The organism is Streptococcus sanguinis, from assembly GCF_019929145.1.
Classification (GTDB): Bacteria; Bacillota; Bacilli; order Lactobacillales; family Streptococcaceae; genus Streptococcus; species Streptococcus sanguinis_U.
The window spans coordinates 16,365-31,336 of sequence record NZ_JAHZOW010000004.1 but is presented as its reverse complement, the minus strand read 5'-3'; the positions used below and the strand labels follow the sequence as shown (position 1 = coordinate 31,336).

At 44.9% G+C, this 14,972-nt stretch carries 16 protein-coding genes and 1 tRNA gene; 12 read left to right on the top strand and 5 right to left on the bottom strand.

Annotated elements, in window-relative coordinates; all coding sequences use genetic code 11:
* Window positions 1-53 precede the first annotated feature (53 nt).
* Complete coding sequence (gene nusG / locus K1I94_RS08755) at window positions 54-590, top strand: transcription termination/antitermination protein NusG (protein WP_002894018.1); 537 nt, start codon at window positions 54-56, stop codon at window positions 588-590.
* Between the two features lie 85 nt (window positions 591-675).
* Here the strand turns inward: nusG and K1I94_RS08750 are convergent, their stop codons facing one another.
* Window positions 676-1,440 carry a hypothetical protein gene (locus K1I94_RS08750; protein ID WP_223315161.1) on the bottom strand — a complete coding sequence of 255 codons (765 nt, stop codon included), beginning with the start codon at window positions 1,438-1,440 and terminating at the stop codon, window positions 676-678.
* 129 nt (window positions 1,441-1,569) lie between these two features.
* Window positions 1,570-1,640: transfer RNA gene (locus tag K1I94_RS08745), tRNA-Cys, on the bottom strand.
* 317 nt (window positions 1,641-1,957) lie between these two features.
* On the opposite strand from K1I94_RS08745, the gene rpsB reads away from it, so the two are divergent.
* On the top strand, window positions 1,958-2,740 hold the full coding sequence (gene rpsB / locus K1I94_RS08740) for a 30S ribosomal protein S2 (RefSeq protein WP_002894015.1): 783 nt from the start codon (window positions 1,958-1,960) through the stop codon (window positions 2,738-2,740).
* Window positions 2,741-2,812: 72 nt separating this feature from the next.
* Entirely contained in the window at window positions 2,813-3,856 is a 1,044-nt protein-coding gene (gene tsf, locus K1I94_RS08735) for a translation elongation factor Ts (protein WP_002894014.1), read from the top strand.
* Window positions 3,857-3,959: 103 nt separating this feature from the next.
* On the opposite strand, the gene K1I94_RS08730 is transcribed toward tsf, so the two are convergent.
* On the bottom strand, window positions 3,960-4,448 hold the full coding sequence (locus K1I94_RS08730; protein ID WP_176693603.1) for a hypothetical protein: 489 nt from the start codon (window positions 4,446-4,448) through the stop codon (window positions 3,960-3,962).
* 146 nt (window positions 4,449-4,594) lie between these two features.
* On the opposite strand from K1I94_RS08730, the gene K1I94_RS08725 reads away from it, so the two are divergent.
* From K1I94_RS08725 to K1I94_RS08685, 9 genes are all read left to right on the top strand, one after another.
* A complete protein-coding gene (locus tag K1I94_RS08725; protein WP_125340266.1) occupies window positions 4,595-5,059 on the top strand; it encodes a CtsR family transcriptional regulator in 465 nt (154 codons plus the stop codon).
* Window positions 5,060-7,489 carry an ATP-dependent Clp protease ATP-binding subunit gene (locus tag K1I94_RS08720; RefSeq protein WP_223315087.1) on the top strand — a complete coding sequence of 810 codons (2,430 nt, stop codon included), beginning with the start codon at window positions 5,060-5,062 and terminating at the stop codon, window positions 7,487-7,489.
* Window positions 7,490-7,615: 126 nt separating this feature from the next.
* Window positions 7,616-8,326 carry a DUF4272 domain-containing protein gene (locus K1I94_RS08715; protein ID WP_223315086.1) on the top strand — a complete coding sequence of 237 codons (711 nt, stop codon included), beginning with the start codon at window positions 7,616-7,618 and terminating at the stop codon, window positions 8,324-8,326.
* Window positions 8,327-8,368: 42 nt separating this feature from the next.
* Window positions 8,369-8,854 (top strand): ECF transporter S component, encoded by a 486-nt coding sequence (locus tag K1I94_RS08710; protein WP_223315085.1) that lies wholly within the window; start codon window positions 8,369-8,371, stop codon window positions 8,852-8,854.
* Window positions 8,838-9,239 carry a DUF4430 domain-containing protein gene (locus K1I94_RS08705; RefSeq protein WP_002911498.1) on the top strand — a complete coding sequence of 134 codons (402 nt, stop codon included), beginning with the start codon at window positions 8,838-8,840 and terminating at the stop codon, window positions 9,237-9,239. Before K1I94_RS08710 ends, K1I94_RS08705 begins: the two co-directional genes overlap by 17 nt.
* Before the next feature lie 184 nt (window positions 9,240-9,423).
* The gene (locus K1I94_RS08700) at window positions 9,424-10,482 is read left to right on the top strand and encodes an AAA family ATPase (protein ID WP_223315084.1); all 1,059 of its coding nucleotides are present in this window, start codon (window positions 9,424-9,426) and stop codon (window positions 10,480-10,482) included.
* Between the two features lie 21 nt (window positions 10,483-10,503).
* On the top strand, window positions 10,504-11,319 hold the full coding sequence (gene pnuC / locus K1I94_RS08695; protein ID WP_223315083.1) for a nicotinamide riboside transporter PnuC: 816 nt from the start codon (window positions 10,504-10,506) through the stop codon (window positions 11,317-11,319).
* Window positions 11,320-11,373: 54 nt separating this feature from the next.
* On the top strand, window positions 11,374-12,162 hold the full coding sequence (locus K1I94_RS08690; RefSeq protein WP_125337598.1) for an NUDIX domain-containing protein: 789 nt from the start codon (window positions 11,374-11,376) through the stop codon (window positions 12,160-12,162).
* A 160-nt stretch (window positions 12,163-12,322) separates the two neighbouring features.
* Window positions 12,323-13,048: a DUF6287 domain-containing protein gene (locus tag K1I94_RS08685; RefSeq protein WP_223315082.1), complete on the top strand. Its 726-nt coding sequence runs from the start codon at window positions 12,323-12,325 to the stop codon at window positions 13,046-13,048.
* Between the two features lie 40 nt (window positions 13,049-13,088).
* Here K1I94_RS08685 and dusB read toward each other — a convergent pair whose 3' ends face one another.
* Together dusB and hslO are read right to left on the bottom strand one after the other, a co-directional pair.
* Window positions 13,089-14,066: a tRNA dihydrouridine synthase DusB gene (gene dusB, locus K1I94_RS08680; RefSeq protein ID WP_172454692.1), complete on the bottom strand. Its 978-nt coding sequence runs from the start codon at window positions 14,064-14,066 to the stop codon at window positions 13,089-13,091.
* Window positions 14,053-14,925, bottom strand: coding sequence for an Hsp33 family molecular chaperone HslO (hslO, locus tag K1I94_RS08675; protein WP_317627940.1), 873 nt, complete (start codon window positions 14,923-14,925; stop codon window positions 14,053-14,055). Before hslO ends, dusB begins: the two co-directional genes overlap by 14 nt.
* Window positions 14,926-14,972: the final 47 nt, after the last annotated feature.

The following is a 14,972-nucleotide window of genomic DNA, read 5'->3' as shown; positions in this document are numbered from 1 at the left end:
GCTAGAAAGAAGCAGAAGCCCGCAGGCTTTTTTATTTAGGAAAGGATGAACTCATGGACAGTTTTGACAAAGGCTGGTTTGTACTGCAGACCTATTCAGGCTATGAAAACAAGGTAAAAGAAAATCTTTTGCAGCGCGCTCAGACTTATAATATGCTGGAAAATATCTTGCGCGTGGAAATCCCTACTCAGACCGTGCAAGTAGAGAAAAATGGCAAGACCAAGGAAATCGAAGAAAATCGCTTCCCTGGTTATGTCTTGGTGGAAATGGTAATGACAGACGAAGCTTGGTTTGTCGTGCGGAATACTCCGAATGTCACAGGATTTGTCGGTTCACACGGAAACCGCTCTAAACCAACACCACTCTTGGAAGAAGAGATTCGCAACATTCTCATCTCCATGGGTCAAACAGTGCAGGAGTTTGACTTGGATGTCAAGGTTGGAGATACCGTTCGTATCATTGATGGTGCCTTTACTGACTATACAGGTAAGATTACTGAGATTGATAATAACAAGGTCAAGATGATTATTTCCATGTTTGGCAATGACACTGTGGCCGAAGTTAATCTTAGCCAGATTGCAGAGCTTTAATCGACGAAGCCGCTATCCTCGTCAAAAATAAAATCCAAGACTAAAAACGTCTTGGATTTTTGTGTTTTTGGAGCCAATTGTAAGATTACTTATCCTTAATGACAGAGTCAATAATGTCTTTAGTTTGTTTCATTTGATAGGTAGACATTACCCCAACGATTTGATTGTTCTGGGTAGAGAAACTAAACTGTTCATCATTAGAATTTTTATAGACAAAGGTTGTATCGCGTTCTGAACGTATAATCATTTCCGGACGACCAAGCTTGTCGAAAGCTGTCTTGGGAGTGTCGGATGTGGTGATGCTAGAGTAACTGCTTTTGGCCGGCTGAGCGTCTTTTAGGCTAAAACTCAAATTCGTCAGGACATTATTGGTAAAGTAGCACATAATGTCTCCGTTGTCTGTGTGCCAGATGTTGACAGAGTTGCCAGGGTCATTCTCATCAGTGCTAAATGTAGGTTGGCCTAGAGCTGCTGTTACTTCATCGTAAGACGTTTTAGGTTTGTCACCATTGATATCCTCTCCGTTTACCTGAATGACAAAGCCAGTGGAAATATGAAAATTTCTTATTTTCTCTAATTCAGGAATAGAAGCTGCATCTGGTATGTATTGTAGTGCAGAAGCATCATCTGGATCAAAGGTAGCACGTTTCTGAAATACCTCATCACTACTTTCATAGGTGCTAGAGCTACTGCTAGATGATTTGCTGGATGTTTCCTTAGAGGATGAACTTTTCGAAGCTTTGAGGGAGCTAGGCGTCTTTTTTCTTTGCTGCGTCTGCTTGGCAGGCATGCAGGCTGAGAGAGCTAGCAAAGAGAGGAGACTAAGGGTATAGAAGCTGACTTTTTTCATAATCAATCTTTTTTCCTTTCGCTGATGATGGATGATATTTTTATAATATTATATCAGCAAAGTTTGCTAGAAACAATAGGAAATGCAATAAAAAAAGCCCTTTGAGGACTTCTAGAAATATATTTACGAAGGCGGTAGACGGATTTGAACCGACGATCAAGCTTTTGCAGAGCCGTGCCTTACCACTTGGCTATACCGCCGCAACTCTTATTATTCTATCGTAAATACTTGCTTTCGTCAAGAGTGTTTCATAGTCAAAGCAGAAAATATTAGACGCTGCCATTCTGAACGTTTCGGAAAATACATGTTCTGCTGAGAGGTAGAATTCATTTTTAGTGGCAGATAGTGGCAGAAAATATGGCAAACGTCTTGTCAAATAGCTGCGCTTTTGTTATAATATAGGGTGCCGTGTAAATGGCAAAATACTCATTTTAGATGAATTGTGGGACTGTTGCCCTAGGGTGGTCCTGCGAGCTGAAATCTAAAAGAGGAAAAAAACAAAAAGGAGAATTTACTCATGGCAGTAATTTCAATGAAACAACTTCTTGAGGCTGGTGTTCACTTTGGTCACCAAACTCGTCGCTGGAACCCTAAGATGGCTAAGTACATCTTCACTGAGCGTAATGGCATCCACGTAATCGACTTGCAGCAAACTGTAAAGTATGCTGACCAAGCTTACGATTTTATGCGTGATGCTGCTGCTAACGATGCAGTTATCCTCTTCGTTGGTACTAAAAAGCAAGCCGCTGACGCTGTCAAAGAAGAAGCAGAACGTTCAGGTCAATACTTCATCAACCACCGTTGGTTGGGTGGAACTCTTACAAACTGGTCTACTATCCAAAAACGTGTAGCTCGTTTGAAAGAAATCAAACGCATGGAAGAAGACGGAACTTTCGAAGTTCTTCCTAAGAAAGAAGTCGCTCTTCTCAACAAACAACGTGCTCGTCTTGAAAAATTCTTGGGCGGTATCGAAGATATGCCTCGCATCCCAGATGTGATGTATGTAGTTGACCCTCATAAAGAGCAAATCGCTGTTAAGGAAGCTAAGAAATTAGGTATCCCAGTGGTTGCCATGGTTGATACTAACACTGATCCTGATGATATCGATGTGATTATCCCAGCTAACGACGATGCAATCCGTGCGGTTAAATTGATCACTGCGAAAATGGCTGATGCTGTTATCGAAGGCCGTCAAGGTGAAGATAGCGTTGAATCAGTAGAAGCAGAATTGGCTGCAACTGAAACTCAAGCAGATTCTATCGAAGAAATCGTTGAAGTTGTTGAAGGTTCAAACGAATAATTAGTAAACTAACCTAAAGGGGCAGGGCTCAGCCCAGCTCCTTTATTTACATTAAAAAATAGGAGAAGAAAAATGGCAGAAATTACAGCTAAGCTTGTCAAAGAATTGCGTGAAAAATCTGGTGCTGGTGTCATGGACGCTAAAAAAGCACTTGTTGAGACAGACGGTGACATTGAAAAAGCGATTGAATTGCTTCGCGAAAAAGGTATGGCAAAAGCAGCTAAGAAGGCTGACCGTGTTGCCGCTGAAGGTCTGACAGGCGTTTACGTAAACGGTAATGTTGCCGCTGTTGTTGAAGTGAATGCTGAAACTGACTTCGTTGCGAAAAATGCTCAATTTGTTGATTTGGTAAATGCAACTGCGAAAGTAATCGCTGAAGGTAAACCAGCTAACAACGAAGAAGCACTTGCTTTGACAATGCCTTCAGGTGAAACTCTTGAAGCTGCATACGTATCTGCAACTGCAACTATCGGAGAAAAAATCTCTTTCCGTCGCTTTGCTTTGATTGAAAAGACAGATGCTCAACACTTTGGTGCTTACCAACACAACGGTGGCCGTATCGGAGTTATCTCCGTTATTGAAGGTGGAGACGATGCTCTTGCTAAGCAAATCTCTATGCACATTGCTGCGATGAAACCAACTGTTCTTTCATATAAAGAATTGGATGAGCAGTTTGTCAAAGATGAATTGGCACAATTGAACCACGTCATCGATCAAGACAACGAAAGCCGTGCAATGGTTGGTAAACCAGCTCTTCCACACTTGAAATACGGTTCTAAAGCTCAATTGACTGATGCAGTTGTTGCTCAAGCTGAAGAAGACATCAAGGCTGAGTTGGCTGCTGAAGGCAAACCTGAAAAGATTTGGGACAAGATTATCCCAGGTAAAATGGATCGCTTCATGCTTGACAACACTAAAGTTGACCAAGCTTACACACTTCTTGCACAAGTATACATCATGGATGACAGCAAGACAGTTGAAGCGTACCTTGAATCAGTAAATGCTTCAGTAGTTGAGTTCGCTCGCTTTGAAGTTGGTGAAGGTATCGAAAAAGCTGCTAACGACTTTGAAAATGAAGTAGCTGCAACAATGGCTGCCGCTCTTGGTCAAAACTAATCGTTTTTAGCTTAGAAATTGAACGATAAAAAGGTCTGAGATTTTTCTCAGACCTTTTCATTTGTAGCATTTTGAAACATCAAGTTTAGAATGGTGAGCAGCATCACTTAGCTGCTTTTTCTCTTTCTTCTTTATGAGCAATCAAGCCATTGGTAAAAATCAAGACTACCAATATGAAGAGAAGAGCTGTGGTTTGGGGGTAAGTTAGGCTAAACTGGTAGACTTTGGTAATAAACAAAAGGGGCAGAGTAACCACCATCATGATCAGAAAGCTATACCATTTGACTCGGTTGCTGACCAGCTCCTGTTCGAAGAGCAGGGGAGCATAAAGACAGGCGATGAGAGCTCCGATAGGAATATCAACGTAATCAGCGGAAAAGATGGTAAAAATACTCAGAGCTGCAAAGAGCCATTTGAGTACATGACGAGAATAGTTGAGCCAATCCATTTTCATAGGATTATCCTCCTTGTTTAGATGATAGTTGGCAGGCAGGAGTTTCTGTCTGTCTTTTCCTTGTGGATTTCCACCTATATTATAACGCTTTAAAAGCAAAAAGCAAGCGGTTACACAAGCCTGACAAAGCTTTTTCACTAGTTTGAATTGTCAGACCTTTCAGTCATCCCTTTTTCTTTCAAAATAGAGACTTTTCCGGTATAATATTAGTCAAAGATAGTCAATGTTAGAGAAGCAAGGAAAAAAGAAATTTATTCTGAAATTCTCAACTGGAAAGGGAAGTCATGGGTGCAAAAAACACATCGGACAGTATTGAAGCATATATCAAGTCTATTCTGGCTCAGGCAGGGATGGTTGAACTGAAACGCAGTGAACTGGCTGATGTTTTTCAGGTGGTTCCCAGTCAGATTAACTATGTGATTAAGACGCGTTTTACGGAAAGTCGGGGCTATATCGTCGAGAGTAAGCGTGGCGGCGGAGGCTATATTCGGATTGGAAAGATAGAATTTTCCGACCGACATCAGATGCTTTGCGGCCTGTACGACAGTGTGGGAGAGCGTGTCAGCCAGCAGGTTTTCACAGATGTTATTCAGCTTCTTTTTGACGAGAAGATTATGACTGAACGTGAGGGCAATCTAATCTTGTCAACAGCAACGGACTCGATTTTGGGTGATGGAGCTGCGGTGATTCGTGCCCGGATATTAAAAAAGATTTTACAACAACTAGACAGAAAAGGAATGGAATCATAAATGAAATACTCAAAAGCCTTAATAGAAAGCTTGGAAGCAGCCCAGCTCTTGGCCGGCCATTTTACGACAGATTATCTGGAATCATGGCATCTGCTGATTGCTCTGGCTAATAATCCCTACAGCGTTGCTGGCTCAGTCCTCAATGAGTTTCCTGTGGAAGTTGATGGATTTGAAGAAGCGGCTTTTCAGATTACTGGTCAGGCTTATCAGAAAGACGGTCACTTTGAGCTGCTGCCTTTTTCTTATCGCTTAGAGGAGTTGTTTGAGGAGGCGGGGCAGATTGCAGAAGCTGTTCGGGCTAAGCATGTAGGTACTGAGCATGTGCTGCTGGCCATGCTATTTGACCGGGGGACCTTGGCTTCTCGTATTCTGGAATTTACCGGCTTTAGCTACGAGGACAAGGAGCAGGGACCGAAAATCAGTGATTTGCGTAAGGTCTTGGAGCAGCGAGCTGGCTGGGGCAAGGAAGATATCAAGGCTATTCGCAGTCTGAATAAGGGAGTAATGGCCGCTAAGCAGACCATGGCTAATATGATGGGTATGCCAGCTTCTACCAGCGGGGGGCTAGAAGACTACACTCGTGATCTGACGGAGCTGGCTAGAGATGGCCGATTGGAGCCCGTCATTGGCCGTGATCAGGAAATTTCACGGATAGTTCAGATTCTCAGTCGCAAGACTAAAAACAATCCAGTCTTGGTTGGAGATGCTGGGGTTGGTAAGACAGCTCTGGCTTTAGGACTGGCTCAGCGTGTAGCGGCTGGTCAGGTTCCGGCTGAACTTGCTAAGATGCGGGTTTTGGAGCTGGACTTGATGAATGTAGTCGCTGGCACTCGCTTTCGCGGAGACTTTGAGGAGCGGATGAACAACATCATCAATGACATTGAAGAAGATGGTCATGTCATTCTCTTCATCGATGAGCTGCATACTATCATGGGATCTGGCAGCGGTATTGACTCGACCTTGGATGCGGCCAATATCCTGAAACCGGCTCTGGCTCGCGGCACTCTGCGGACAGTTGGCGCCACGACGCAGGAAGAGTATCAGAAACATATTGAAAAAGATGCGGCCCTTTCCCGGCGTTTTGCCAAGGTCAGCATAGAAGAGCCAAATGTGGCTGACAGCATTGCTATTTTACAAGGTCTGAGAAAGAGCTATGAGGACCATCACAAGGTACGGATTAGTGATCAGGCGATTGAGACGGCGGTGAAATACGCCCATCGCTATCTGACTAGCAAGCATCTGCCAGACTCTGCCATTGATCTTTTGGACGAGGCCAGTGCGACAGTCCAGAACAGAGGACCGCAGAATTACGAGCAGTCGGATTTGACGCCAGTGGATCAAGCCTTGATGGCAGCAGACTTTAAAAAGGTGTCGAAGCTGCTTGAGCAAGAGCAGCAACCCAAGCTCTATAAACTGAAAGTGGAAGAAGACGATGTCTTGGCTACTCTTAGTGGTTTGTCTGGGATTCCTGTGCAGAAGCTGACTCAGACAGATGCGAAGAAATACCTCAATTTGGAAACAGAACTGCATAAACGCGTGATTGGGCAGGACGAGGCGATTTCAGCTATCAGCCGAGCCATCCGACGGAACCAGTCTGGTATCCGCAGCAGTAAGCGTCCGATTGGCTCCTTTATGTTCCTAGGTCCGACAGGAGTCGGGAAGACAGAGCTAGCCAAGGCCTTGGCCGAAAGTCTCTTTGATGACGAGTCTGCTCTCATCCGCTTTGATATGAGTGAGTACATGGAGAAATTCGCGGCTAGCCGCCTCAATGGAGCGCCTCCAGGCTATGTAGGCTACGAAGAAGGAGGGGAGCTGACGGAAAAGGTGCGCAACAGACCTTATTCTGTCCTGCTCTTTGACGAGGTGGAAAAGGCGCACCCGGATATTTTCAATGTTCTCCTGCAGGTCTTGGATGATGGTCAGCTGACTGACAGCAAGGGCCGCAAGGTGGACTTCTCCAACACGATTATTATCATGACTAGCAATCTGGGAGCAACTAGTTTGCGGGATGATAAGACGGTGGGCTTTGGTGCGCGTGACATTCGCTTGGACCATGCCAATATGGAAAAACGGATGCTGGAAGAACTCAAGAAAGCTTATCGACCAGAGTTTATCAACCGTATCGACGAGAAGGTAGTCTTCCACAGCCTATCTGCAGAAGATATGCAGGAAGTGGTCAAGGTTATGGTCAAACCGCTCATTGCCAGTCTTGCTGATAAGGGAATTGAGCTGAAGTTCCAGGCTAGTGCCCTTAAGCTGCTGGCTCAGGAAGGCTACGATGTGGAAATGGGGGCACGGCCATTGCGCCGCACTCTGCAGACCCAGGTAGAGGACAAGTTGTCTGAGCTACTCTTGACAGGAGACTTGACGACGGGTCAGACTCTTAAGGTCGGGGTCAAGGCTGGCCAACTTAAGTTCGAAGTGGCCTAGAAAGCGAACCTTGCAATGGGAAATTGTGTGCTCGCGGTTAATCCCTTATAGCAATCATACCTATAGATACCGAACAGTTATTTCATCATTCAATGAAACTAGGAAATTGAAGGATTGGAGGCTGATATGTCGTTTTTTAAAGACTTGTTTGCTGGCAAGAAAGCCAAATTGAAAACACCAGAAGAGCGCAAGGCGGCTAGTATCCAGCGTTTGAAAAAGGAAGGTATTCCTTACATCGAGCATTTGCCGGTTATCGAAGGTGCTGAGCAGGTGCGACCGCGCTCGCTAGAAGAAATTGCGCGTCGAGCTATTACCAGCCTCTTGATTATTCAGGCGGCCTTGGATATCGAAAATAATAATTATAATGAGGAGAGCCGCCAGTGGCTGCAGGATAAACTGCAGCAATACGGGGTGCAGGAAGAGTTGACGCCCAAAGAAAGGGCAGTCTTGGAAGATCGTGCCGACCCGGCAGCTATCATCAATATGGTTTGGAAATACGAGGCCTATTGGTCCTTGATTTGGTACTTGGGTCTAGTAGATGCTTTGCCGTTTCCAGATAAGATTTGTGATTGTGATGCTGCTATTGATGCAGTCGCTAGTGCGGTTGACTTTCAGGAATTTCTGGGAAAATGCCAACCGCGCAGCTTAGAAGAGTTACTGGATGAGGATGATTTGATTTATCGTTATCATTGGGCCTGTGTTGATGCTCGGATTCATGACCAGCCAGCACCGGCAGGCCTTGATGAAAGTGTTGTTCTGGAGAGGCGGTCTGGCCTTGACTGGCTGCTGGGGCTGAATACGGCCCAAGACTGGGATGCTGTTGAGCTGCATACCTAGTCCAACTTCTCTTGATTCACTCAATTAGAAAAGGAGGTACCTTTGTCCGCTCGTAAAATGGCTAAAATTGCCATCCTATCGGCTTTATGTGTGGCCTTTCGCTATGCATTTTCCTTTTTGCCCAATGTGCAGCCTATTTCAGCTATCTTTTTCCTGATAGTTATCTTTGAGGATTTGCAGACTTCACTCCTAGTGATGGTTGTGACGATGTTTACATCAGCATTTCTTTTGGGAATGAGTCCGATCGTCCTCTTTCAGTTGCTGTCCTTTGGACTGATTCTTTGCCTTTGGCAGCTGCTCTATCCTCGGTTAAATCTAGTGGGACAGGGAATAGTAGCAGCTCTCCTATCCTTTGGCTATGGCATTGCCATCGATACACTGACAGCCTTGCTTTACAACTATCACTGGTGGTCTTATGCGATTATCAATGCTTTGACCTTCAATATAGCGCACGGACTGTCGACCTTGTTTTTTTACCCACTCTTGTACCCTATTTTAAGGAGGCTCTATAATGAAAAAAATCTTTAGTTTGCTCACACTTGCTTTTGCCCTTCTCCTTGTAGGTTGCGGCAGCAGCCAGACAAATACTGACAAGAGCTCTAGCTCGGCTGATTCTTCTGTCAAAAAGGAACTGAAAATCAGCATCAGTATTGCACCAGAAGGTCAGGAGAAGAGCGAGAAAACAGTGGCTGTTGAAGAAGGAAAGACAGCTATGGATGCTTTGAAGAAGGCCTATAAGGTCGAAGAAAAAGATGGTTTTATCACTTCTATTGACGGCCATGCTCAGGATGAAGCAAAGGGCCTCTACTGGATGTTTAAGGTCAACGGAGAAATGGCTCCTAAGGCAGCCAATCAAATCACTGTCAAGGATGGAGACAAGTTGGAATTCTACCAAGAAGTCTATCAGCAATAAATCTTGTAAAAAAGAATCTGATGCTTAAGACATTAGGTTCTTTTTTTGTGCTTAATACAGTTTTAAAGTGTCTGAAAAATATTTTTATAAAATTTTATAAAAAACTATTGACAAAATAAAAATATAGTTTATAATAAAATAATAGAAATAATAAAATATAAAAAATAATAAAAAGGTTAAGCATATGAAAGAAAAAATTGCAATCGTCTTTGGAACATTTGCTCCCTTGCATCAAGGGCATATCGATTTGATACAGAAGGCTAAGCGTTCTTACGACAAGGTGCGCGTGGTGGTTTCAGGTTATCAGGGAGACCGTGGGCAGGAAGTGGGGCTGTCTCTGCAGAAGCGATTCCGCTATACGCGGGAGACTTTCGCTGATGATGAGTTAACACAGGTTTATAAGCTAGATGAAACTTCCTTTCCCCGCTATCCTCTAGGTTGGGACAAGTGGCTGCCGGCTTTATTGGAGTTGGTGGGCTATGATGCAGAACGGGAGGAACTGATTTTCTTTGTAGGAGAATCAGACTATCAAGCGGAGCTGACAAAGCGTGGTTTTGAAACCTGTTTGGAAGAGCGCCAGTTTGGTATCTCAGCTACGATGATTCGGGAAAATCCTAGTCGTTATTGGAAATATATCGCCCAGCCTTTCCGCCGTCACTTTACCAAGAAAGTGCTGATTATGGGTAGCGCCAGCAATGGTAAAACGACCTTGGCTAAGGATTTGGCTCGCTACTATGATGCTCCGGTTAGTCTGGAATATGCTCGAGAATACCAGATTCAAAATAACGTGCGAGATGATGAGCTGACCCCTAAAGACTATTATTATCTGCTCTTAGGACAATATGCTCAGACTTCTCGCCTGATTGACAGCAGCGCCAACCGTGGTCTGGTCGTGGCTGATACAAATTCGCTGGTAACCAAGGCTTACTATGATTACTATCTGAAAGAAAGTCCGGTTCAAGACGAAGAGACAGATACCTTTGACAATCTCTTTGCCAGCATTTTGTCTAAGGAAAAATGGGATTTGATTCTCTTTGCTGAGCCGGTCGGCACCTATGTTAACGATGGCTTTCGCGATATGAGCATGGCAGACGAGGCTATCCGCAGTGATTTTTCCAGCCATCTAAAAAGGCTGAAAGAGCAGTGTTTGGCTCATATTCCGACGGTCTATCTGGCTGGCAGTTATTTGGACAATTATCAGGCGGCCAAAGAAGCGATCGACATGATTTATCAAGCGGATTAAAAAAGAAAGTGGTAAAATAGAATGGTAGTAAAAAATCAAAAACTCGCTCCTTCGGATCTCTACGCAAGACTGAAACAAAAATCTCAAACCTTTGCTCGGAATTTCCGCAATGTCTGTGCCGCAGCTAAAAAGCAGGGTATTAAGGGGATTGCAAAATTGCTCTGGCAGGATTTATGTAGCGGGCGCAGCTTGGCTCAATGGCTCTACTTGATTACACTTTCCAGTTTGCCTTTCATTCTGGAGTTCACCAGTGGCCAGAAGCAGCATGATTGGCTGGGACTCTTTGCTTCTTGGACAGGCATCGTTTGCGTTATTCTAGTGGCCGAGGGGCGGGCCAGCAATTACCTCTTTGGAGCGGTTAATTCGGCAATTTATCTCCTATTGTCCTTTCAGGCTAGCTTTTATGGAGAAGTGCTGACTACGGTCTACTTCTTTATCATGCAGCCTATTGGCCTTTATACTTGGCTGTCCAACCGGGTCAATGAACAAGATAAGGAAGAACCCTCTCATTTTGAAGCTAAGAAGTTAGACTGGCGTGGCTGGCTTAAATATTTGGCCTTGACGGCCTTGATTTGGATTGGTATGGGCTTTGCCTATAAGAGCATTCACAGTCACCGGCCTTTCCGTGATAGTGTGACAGATGCGACCAATGGTATCGGTCAGCTTCTTATGACTGGTCTCTACCGCGAGCAGTGGATTTTCTGGATTGCGACCAATCTCTTCAGTATTTATCTCTGGTGGGGTAGCAACCTTCATATCCAGGCCATGTACTGGGTCTATACCCTTAATAGTATCGTTGGATGGTATCAGTGGACCAAGGCGGTGAAGAAAGCTTAGACTAAGATTTGAGATTTTTTGATAGAAAAAATAGCTTAGGAAAGGAAGAAACTCATGACCAAACAGGATATCCCAGCGGGAATGTCAGAAAAAGAGTACTATGAAACCATGGCGGATGAGTCCGCCTTTTTGGCATGGTACAAGACACAGGATTTACCTAAGTATGAGACACCCAGCGTAACAGCAGATATGGTGGCCTACTGCTTCGTAGAAGGTCAGATAAAACTCTTGGTTATCAAGCGCAAGGCCCACCCTTATCAAAATAAATATGCTTTGGTCGGAGGTTTTGTAGACAAGCATGAGGATGCCTATCAGGCCTGCATTCGGGAAGTCAAGGAAGAGGTGGGGCTGGAGATACCGCTGGAAAAGGTGGAGCAGCTGATGACGGTATCTACTCCTGGGCGTGATCCGCGAGGTTGGGTCATCACTATTGCCCATCTGGTCTATCTGCCGGCCATAGCAGTAGACCAAGTACAAGCTGGCGATGATGCCAAGGAAGTCACCTTTCTTGATGTAGACTTTAAGACAAGGAGTTTTAGAGATGGTGAGCGGCTCCTGACAGCAGAGGACTTTGCCTTTGACCACTACCAAATCCTGCTGGAATCTATCAAGCGGATTCAGGGGCGACTGGACTGGAATCCAACTTTTCTCCATCTGCTGGAATCACCGTTTACTGTTTATGAAGGGACTGAGTTGGTCAATCTCATCACGCCTAGACGACCTATTGTCAGCAATAATTTTCTAGTGAAATTTGGAGAATACTTGGAGGAGGCTGGCGTTAAGCGCGTGCCAAAGAAGAAGCCGAGAAAAGTCTATCGGTTGAAGGCAGAAAAATCAGATTAAAAGAAAGCTGATCATATATTTCTCTTGCAGGACAAATTTGTCCTGTTTTTCTTATTTTAATGACGAATAGATAAGTAGGAGCAAGTTTCTCATGACAAAAGAAGCAGATTGAGAAACAGAACTTTACTTGAGTAAAAAATTTTTTAAGAATTTTGCATAAATGATTGACATAGTAAAATTACAGTGTTACAATAATGTTACAAAAAGATTTCTTAATATTACAAGGAGACAAAAGATGAAAACACGTACTTATACAAAAATGATGGCAGCTGCAGTTCTGGCTTCTAGTTTGCTTTTAGGGGCATGTGGTAAGAAAGAAGAAAATACAACAAGTGCTAGTTCTAGCAAGACTGTTCAAGCTTCTTCTAGCTCAAAAGCTGCGTCTTCCAGCAAGGCCAGCGCTTCTTCAGAAGGAGCAGTTAGCCAGCCTGGACAAACCCAAGCTCCTGCCAGTCAGCAACAGTCTACTGTAGAAGCGCCTCAAGCCCAACAACCGCAGCCGCAGCAAGCTTCAGGTCGACAAAATACTCAGTCTCAGCCGACTCAACCAGCCCAAGCGCCCGAAAGCAATCGCCAGCTTCAGAATAAACAGGCAGCCAGCAATGCTCGCTATAAAGGTGTCTTGACTATGGTGGATGGGGATTTCTCAGCCGCTGCTGGTACTTGGAAAGATGCCAATGGAAATACTGTGACTGTATCAGGTAATGGTCAATTCACCGTCCAGTCTGCAGATGGAAAGACAGATAATTATTCCATTGCTTCCTACTCTTATACACTGGATGATGGCAAATACAATGCGCAGTTAAGCGGGCAAGGCAATGCCAATCTGCAGATTACAACAGGAGCAGATGGTTCAGTAACAAGCGTTGTGGTGACTCAGCCCTAAACAGAACAAAAAAGGAAGTCCAATCGGCTTCCTTTCGTTTTTATTTTTGAATTTGTAAGAGTTCTTCGATTTCAGCCAGACTTTCAGCTTGTGAAATAGCACCGCGGAGCTTGGCTGCTCCGGCAGTACCGCGCAGATAGTGCGGAGCTAGGCCCCGGAATTCGCGGATGGCCACGTATTCTCCTTTGAGATTTACCAAGCGGGAGAGGTGGTCGTGGGCGATTTTCATCTTGTCCTCGAAGCTGAGGTCTGGAAGGATTTCGCCGGTTTCAAAGTAGTGGTTGATTTGGTTAAAGAGATAAGGATTTCCCATAGCAGCTCGGCCTACCATAACGGCATCGGCACCGACTTCCTCGATACGCTGTTTAGCATCATGCACACTCCGGATATCACCGTTAGCGATGAAAGGAATCTTGGTCAGAGCTTGCGCTACGTCGTGTAAGGTCTCAAGGTCAGCATGACCAGTATACATTTGCTCACGGGTGCGACCGTGCATAGCCAGGGCTGAGACTCCAGCGGCTTCGGCTGCTAGAGCATTTTCTACAGCTAGTGAGCTGTCAGACCAGCCAGTCCGCATCTTAACTGTCAGGGGAATATCCAGAACGGACTGGACCTTGTTGATGATTTTATAGATTTTCTCAGGGTCCTTGAGCCATTTAGCTCCAGCTTCGTTTTTAACGATTTTATTGACCGGGCAGCCCATATTGATATCGACAATATCCGTCTTGGTATTTTCTTGGATAAATTCTGCTGCGCGAGCCAAACTGTCCTCGTCGCTACCGAAAAGCTGGATAGAAACGGGATTTTCTCCTTCATCGATGTGGAGCATATGGAGGGTTTTTTCGTTGTTATACTGGATGCCCTTGTCAGAGACCATTTCCATCACGACCAGGCCTGCTCCCAGCTCTTTGGCAATGGTTCGGAAAGCAGAGTTGGTTACACCGGCCATAGGTGCCAGAACTGTGCGGTTGGGAATTTCAACATTCCCAATCATAAAAGGGGTATTAAGATTTGTCACGAATCAGTTCCTCCAGGTCGTTTTGGTCAAAGTGATAGGCAGTCTGGCAGAATTGGCAGACGATTTCAGCCCCTTGGTCTTGGTCACGCATCTCTTCTAAGTCAGTCTTTGGCAGGGTAGCCAAGGCATTCATGAAACGCTCTTTGCTGCAGTCGCACTGGAAGCGGATTTCCTCTTCAGACAGGCGTTTGTATGGCTCATCACCATAGATGGCAGCCAGCAGAGCTTCGATATGGTCATCGGATTCCAGCAGTTTTGAGATGGCAGGCATTTCTTGGATCCGCTTCTCAAAGCGGGCAATTTCAGCTTCTTTAGCACCAGGCAGAACTTGTACCAAGAAACCACCAGCAACCTTAACTTTATCATTCTCATCCAAGAGGACATTAAGTCCAACTGCGGAAGGTGTTTGCTGGCTTTCGGTTAGGTAGAAAGCTAGGTCTTCACCGATTTCTCCAGAGATGAGAGGAGTCATGGAGTTGTAAGGATTGCCCGTACCGTAGTCCGTGATAACGAGGAATTCTCCTTGGCCTACAAAAGGACCAACCAGAACTTCGCCGGTGGCAGTCTTTTTGATATCTACTCCGGGATTCTGTACATAACCTTTGACATTACCCTCGGTATCTGCCACTGTGATGATCGCGCCTAGTGAGCTGGTCCCGAGGATCTTGACGGTAATCTTGGTCTGGCCTTTTTCATTTGCAGCTAAAATTTGACTGGCAATCAGTGTGCGGCCAAGTGCAACGGTAGAGCTTGCTTGAGTTTGATGTTTTTCTTGAGCGGTCCGAACCGTCTCTGTGCTATCCAGCACATAAGCGCGGAAAGAACCATTTTCTGAGATAGTTTTGATAATTTTGTCCATACCTTTTATTTTAACACAAAATAGAAAAACAAGCGCGAGGCTGCGCT

Coding starts and splice junctions, on each gene's coding strand:
- nusG (WP_002894018.1), top strand. CDS start 54: ATGGACAGTTTTGACAAAGGCTGGTTTGTACTGCAGACCTATTCAGGC.
- K1I94_RS08750 (WP_223315161.1), bottom strand. CDS start 1,440: ATGAAAAAAGTCAGCTTCTATACCCTTAGTCTCCTCTCTTTGCTAGCT.
- rpsB (WP_002894015.1), top strand. CDS start 1,958: ATGGCAGTAATTTCAATGAAACAACTTCTTGAGGCTGGTGTTCACTTT.
- tsf (WP_002894014.1), top strand. CDS start 2,813: ATGGCAGAAATTACAGCTAAGCTTGTCAAAGAATTGCGTGAAAAATCT.
- K1I94_RS08725 (WP_125340266.1), top strand. CDS start 4,595: ATGGGTGCAAAAAACACATCGGACAGTATTGAAGCATATATCAAGTCT.
- K1I94_RS08720 (WP_223315087.1), top strand. CDS start 5,060: ATGAAATACTCAAAAGCCTTAATAGAAAGCTTGGAAGCAGCCCAGCTC.
- K1I94_RS08715 (WP_223315086.1), top strand. CDS start 7,616: ATGTCGTTTTTTAAAGACTTGTTTGCTGGCAAGAAAGCCAAATTGAAA.
- K1I94_RS08705 (WP_002911498.1), top strand. CDS start 8,838: ATGAAAAAAATCTTTAGTTTGCTCACACTTGCTTTTGCCCTTCTCCTT.
- K1I94_RS08700 (WP_223315084.1), top strand. CDS start 9,424: ATGAAAGAAAAAATTGCAATCGTCTTTGGAACATTTGCTCCCTTGCAT.
- pnuC (WP_223315083.1), top strand. CDS start 10,504: ATGGTAGTAAAAAATCAAAAACTCGCTCCTTCGGATCTCTACGCAAGA.
- K1I94_RS08690 (WP_125337598.1), top strand. CDS start 11,374: ATGACCAAACAGGATATCCCAGCGGGAATGTCAGAAAAAGAGTACTAT.
- K1I94_RS08685 (WP_223315082.1), top strand. CDS start 12,323: ATGATTGACATAGTAAAATTACAGTGTTACAATAATGTTACAAAAAGA.
- hslO (WP_317627940.1), bottom strand. CDS start 14,925: ATGGACAAAATTATCAAAACTATCTCAGAAAATGGTTCTTTCCGCGCT.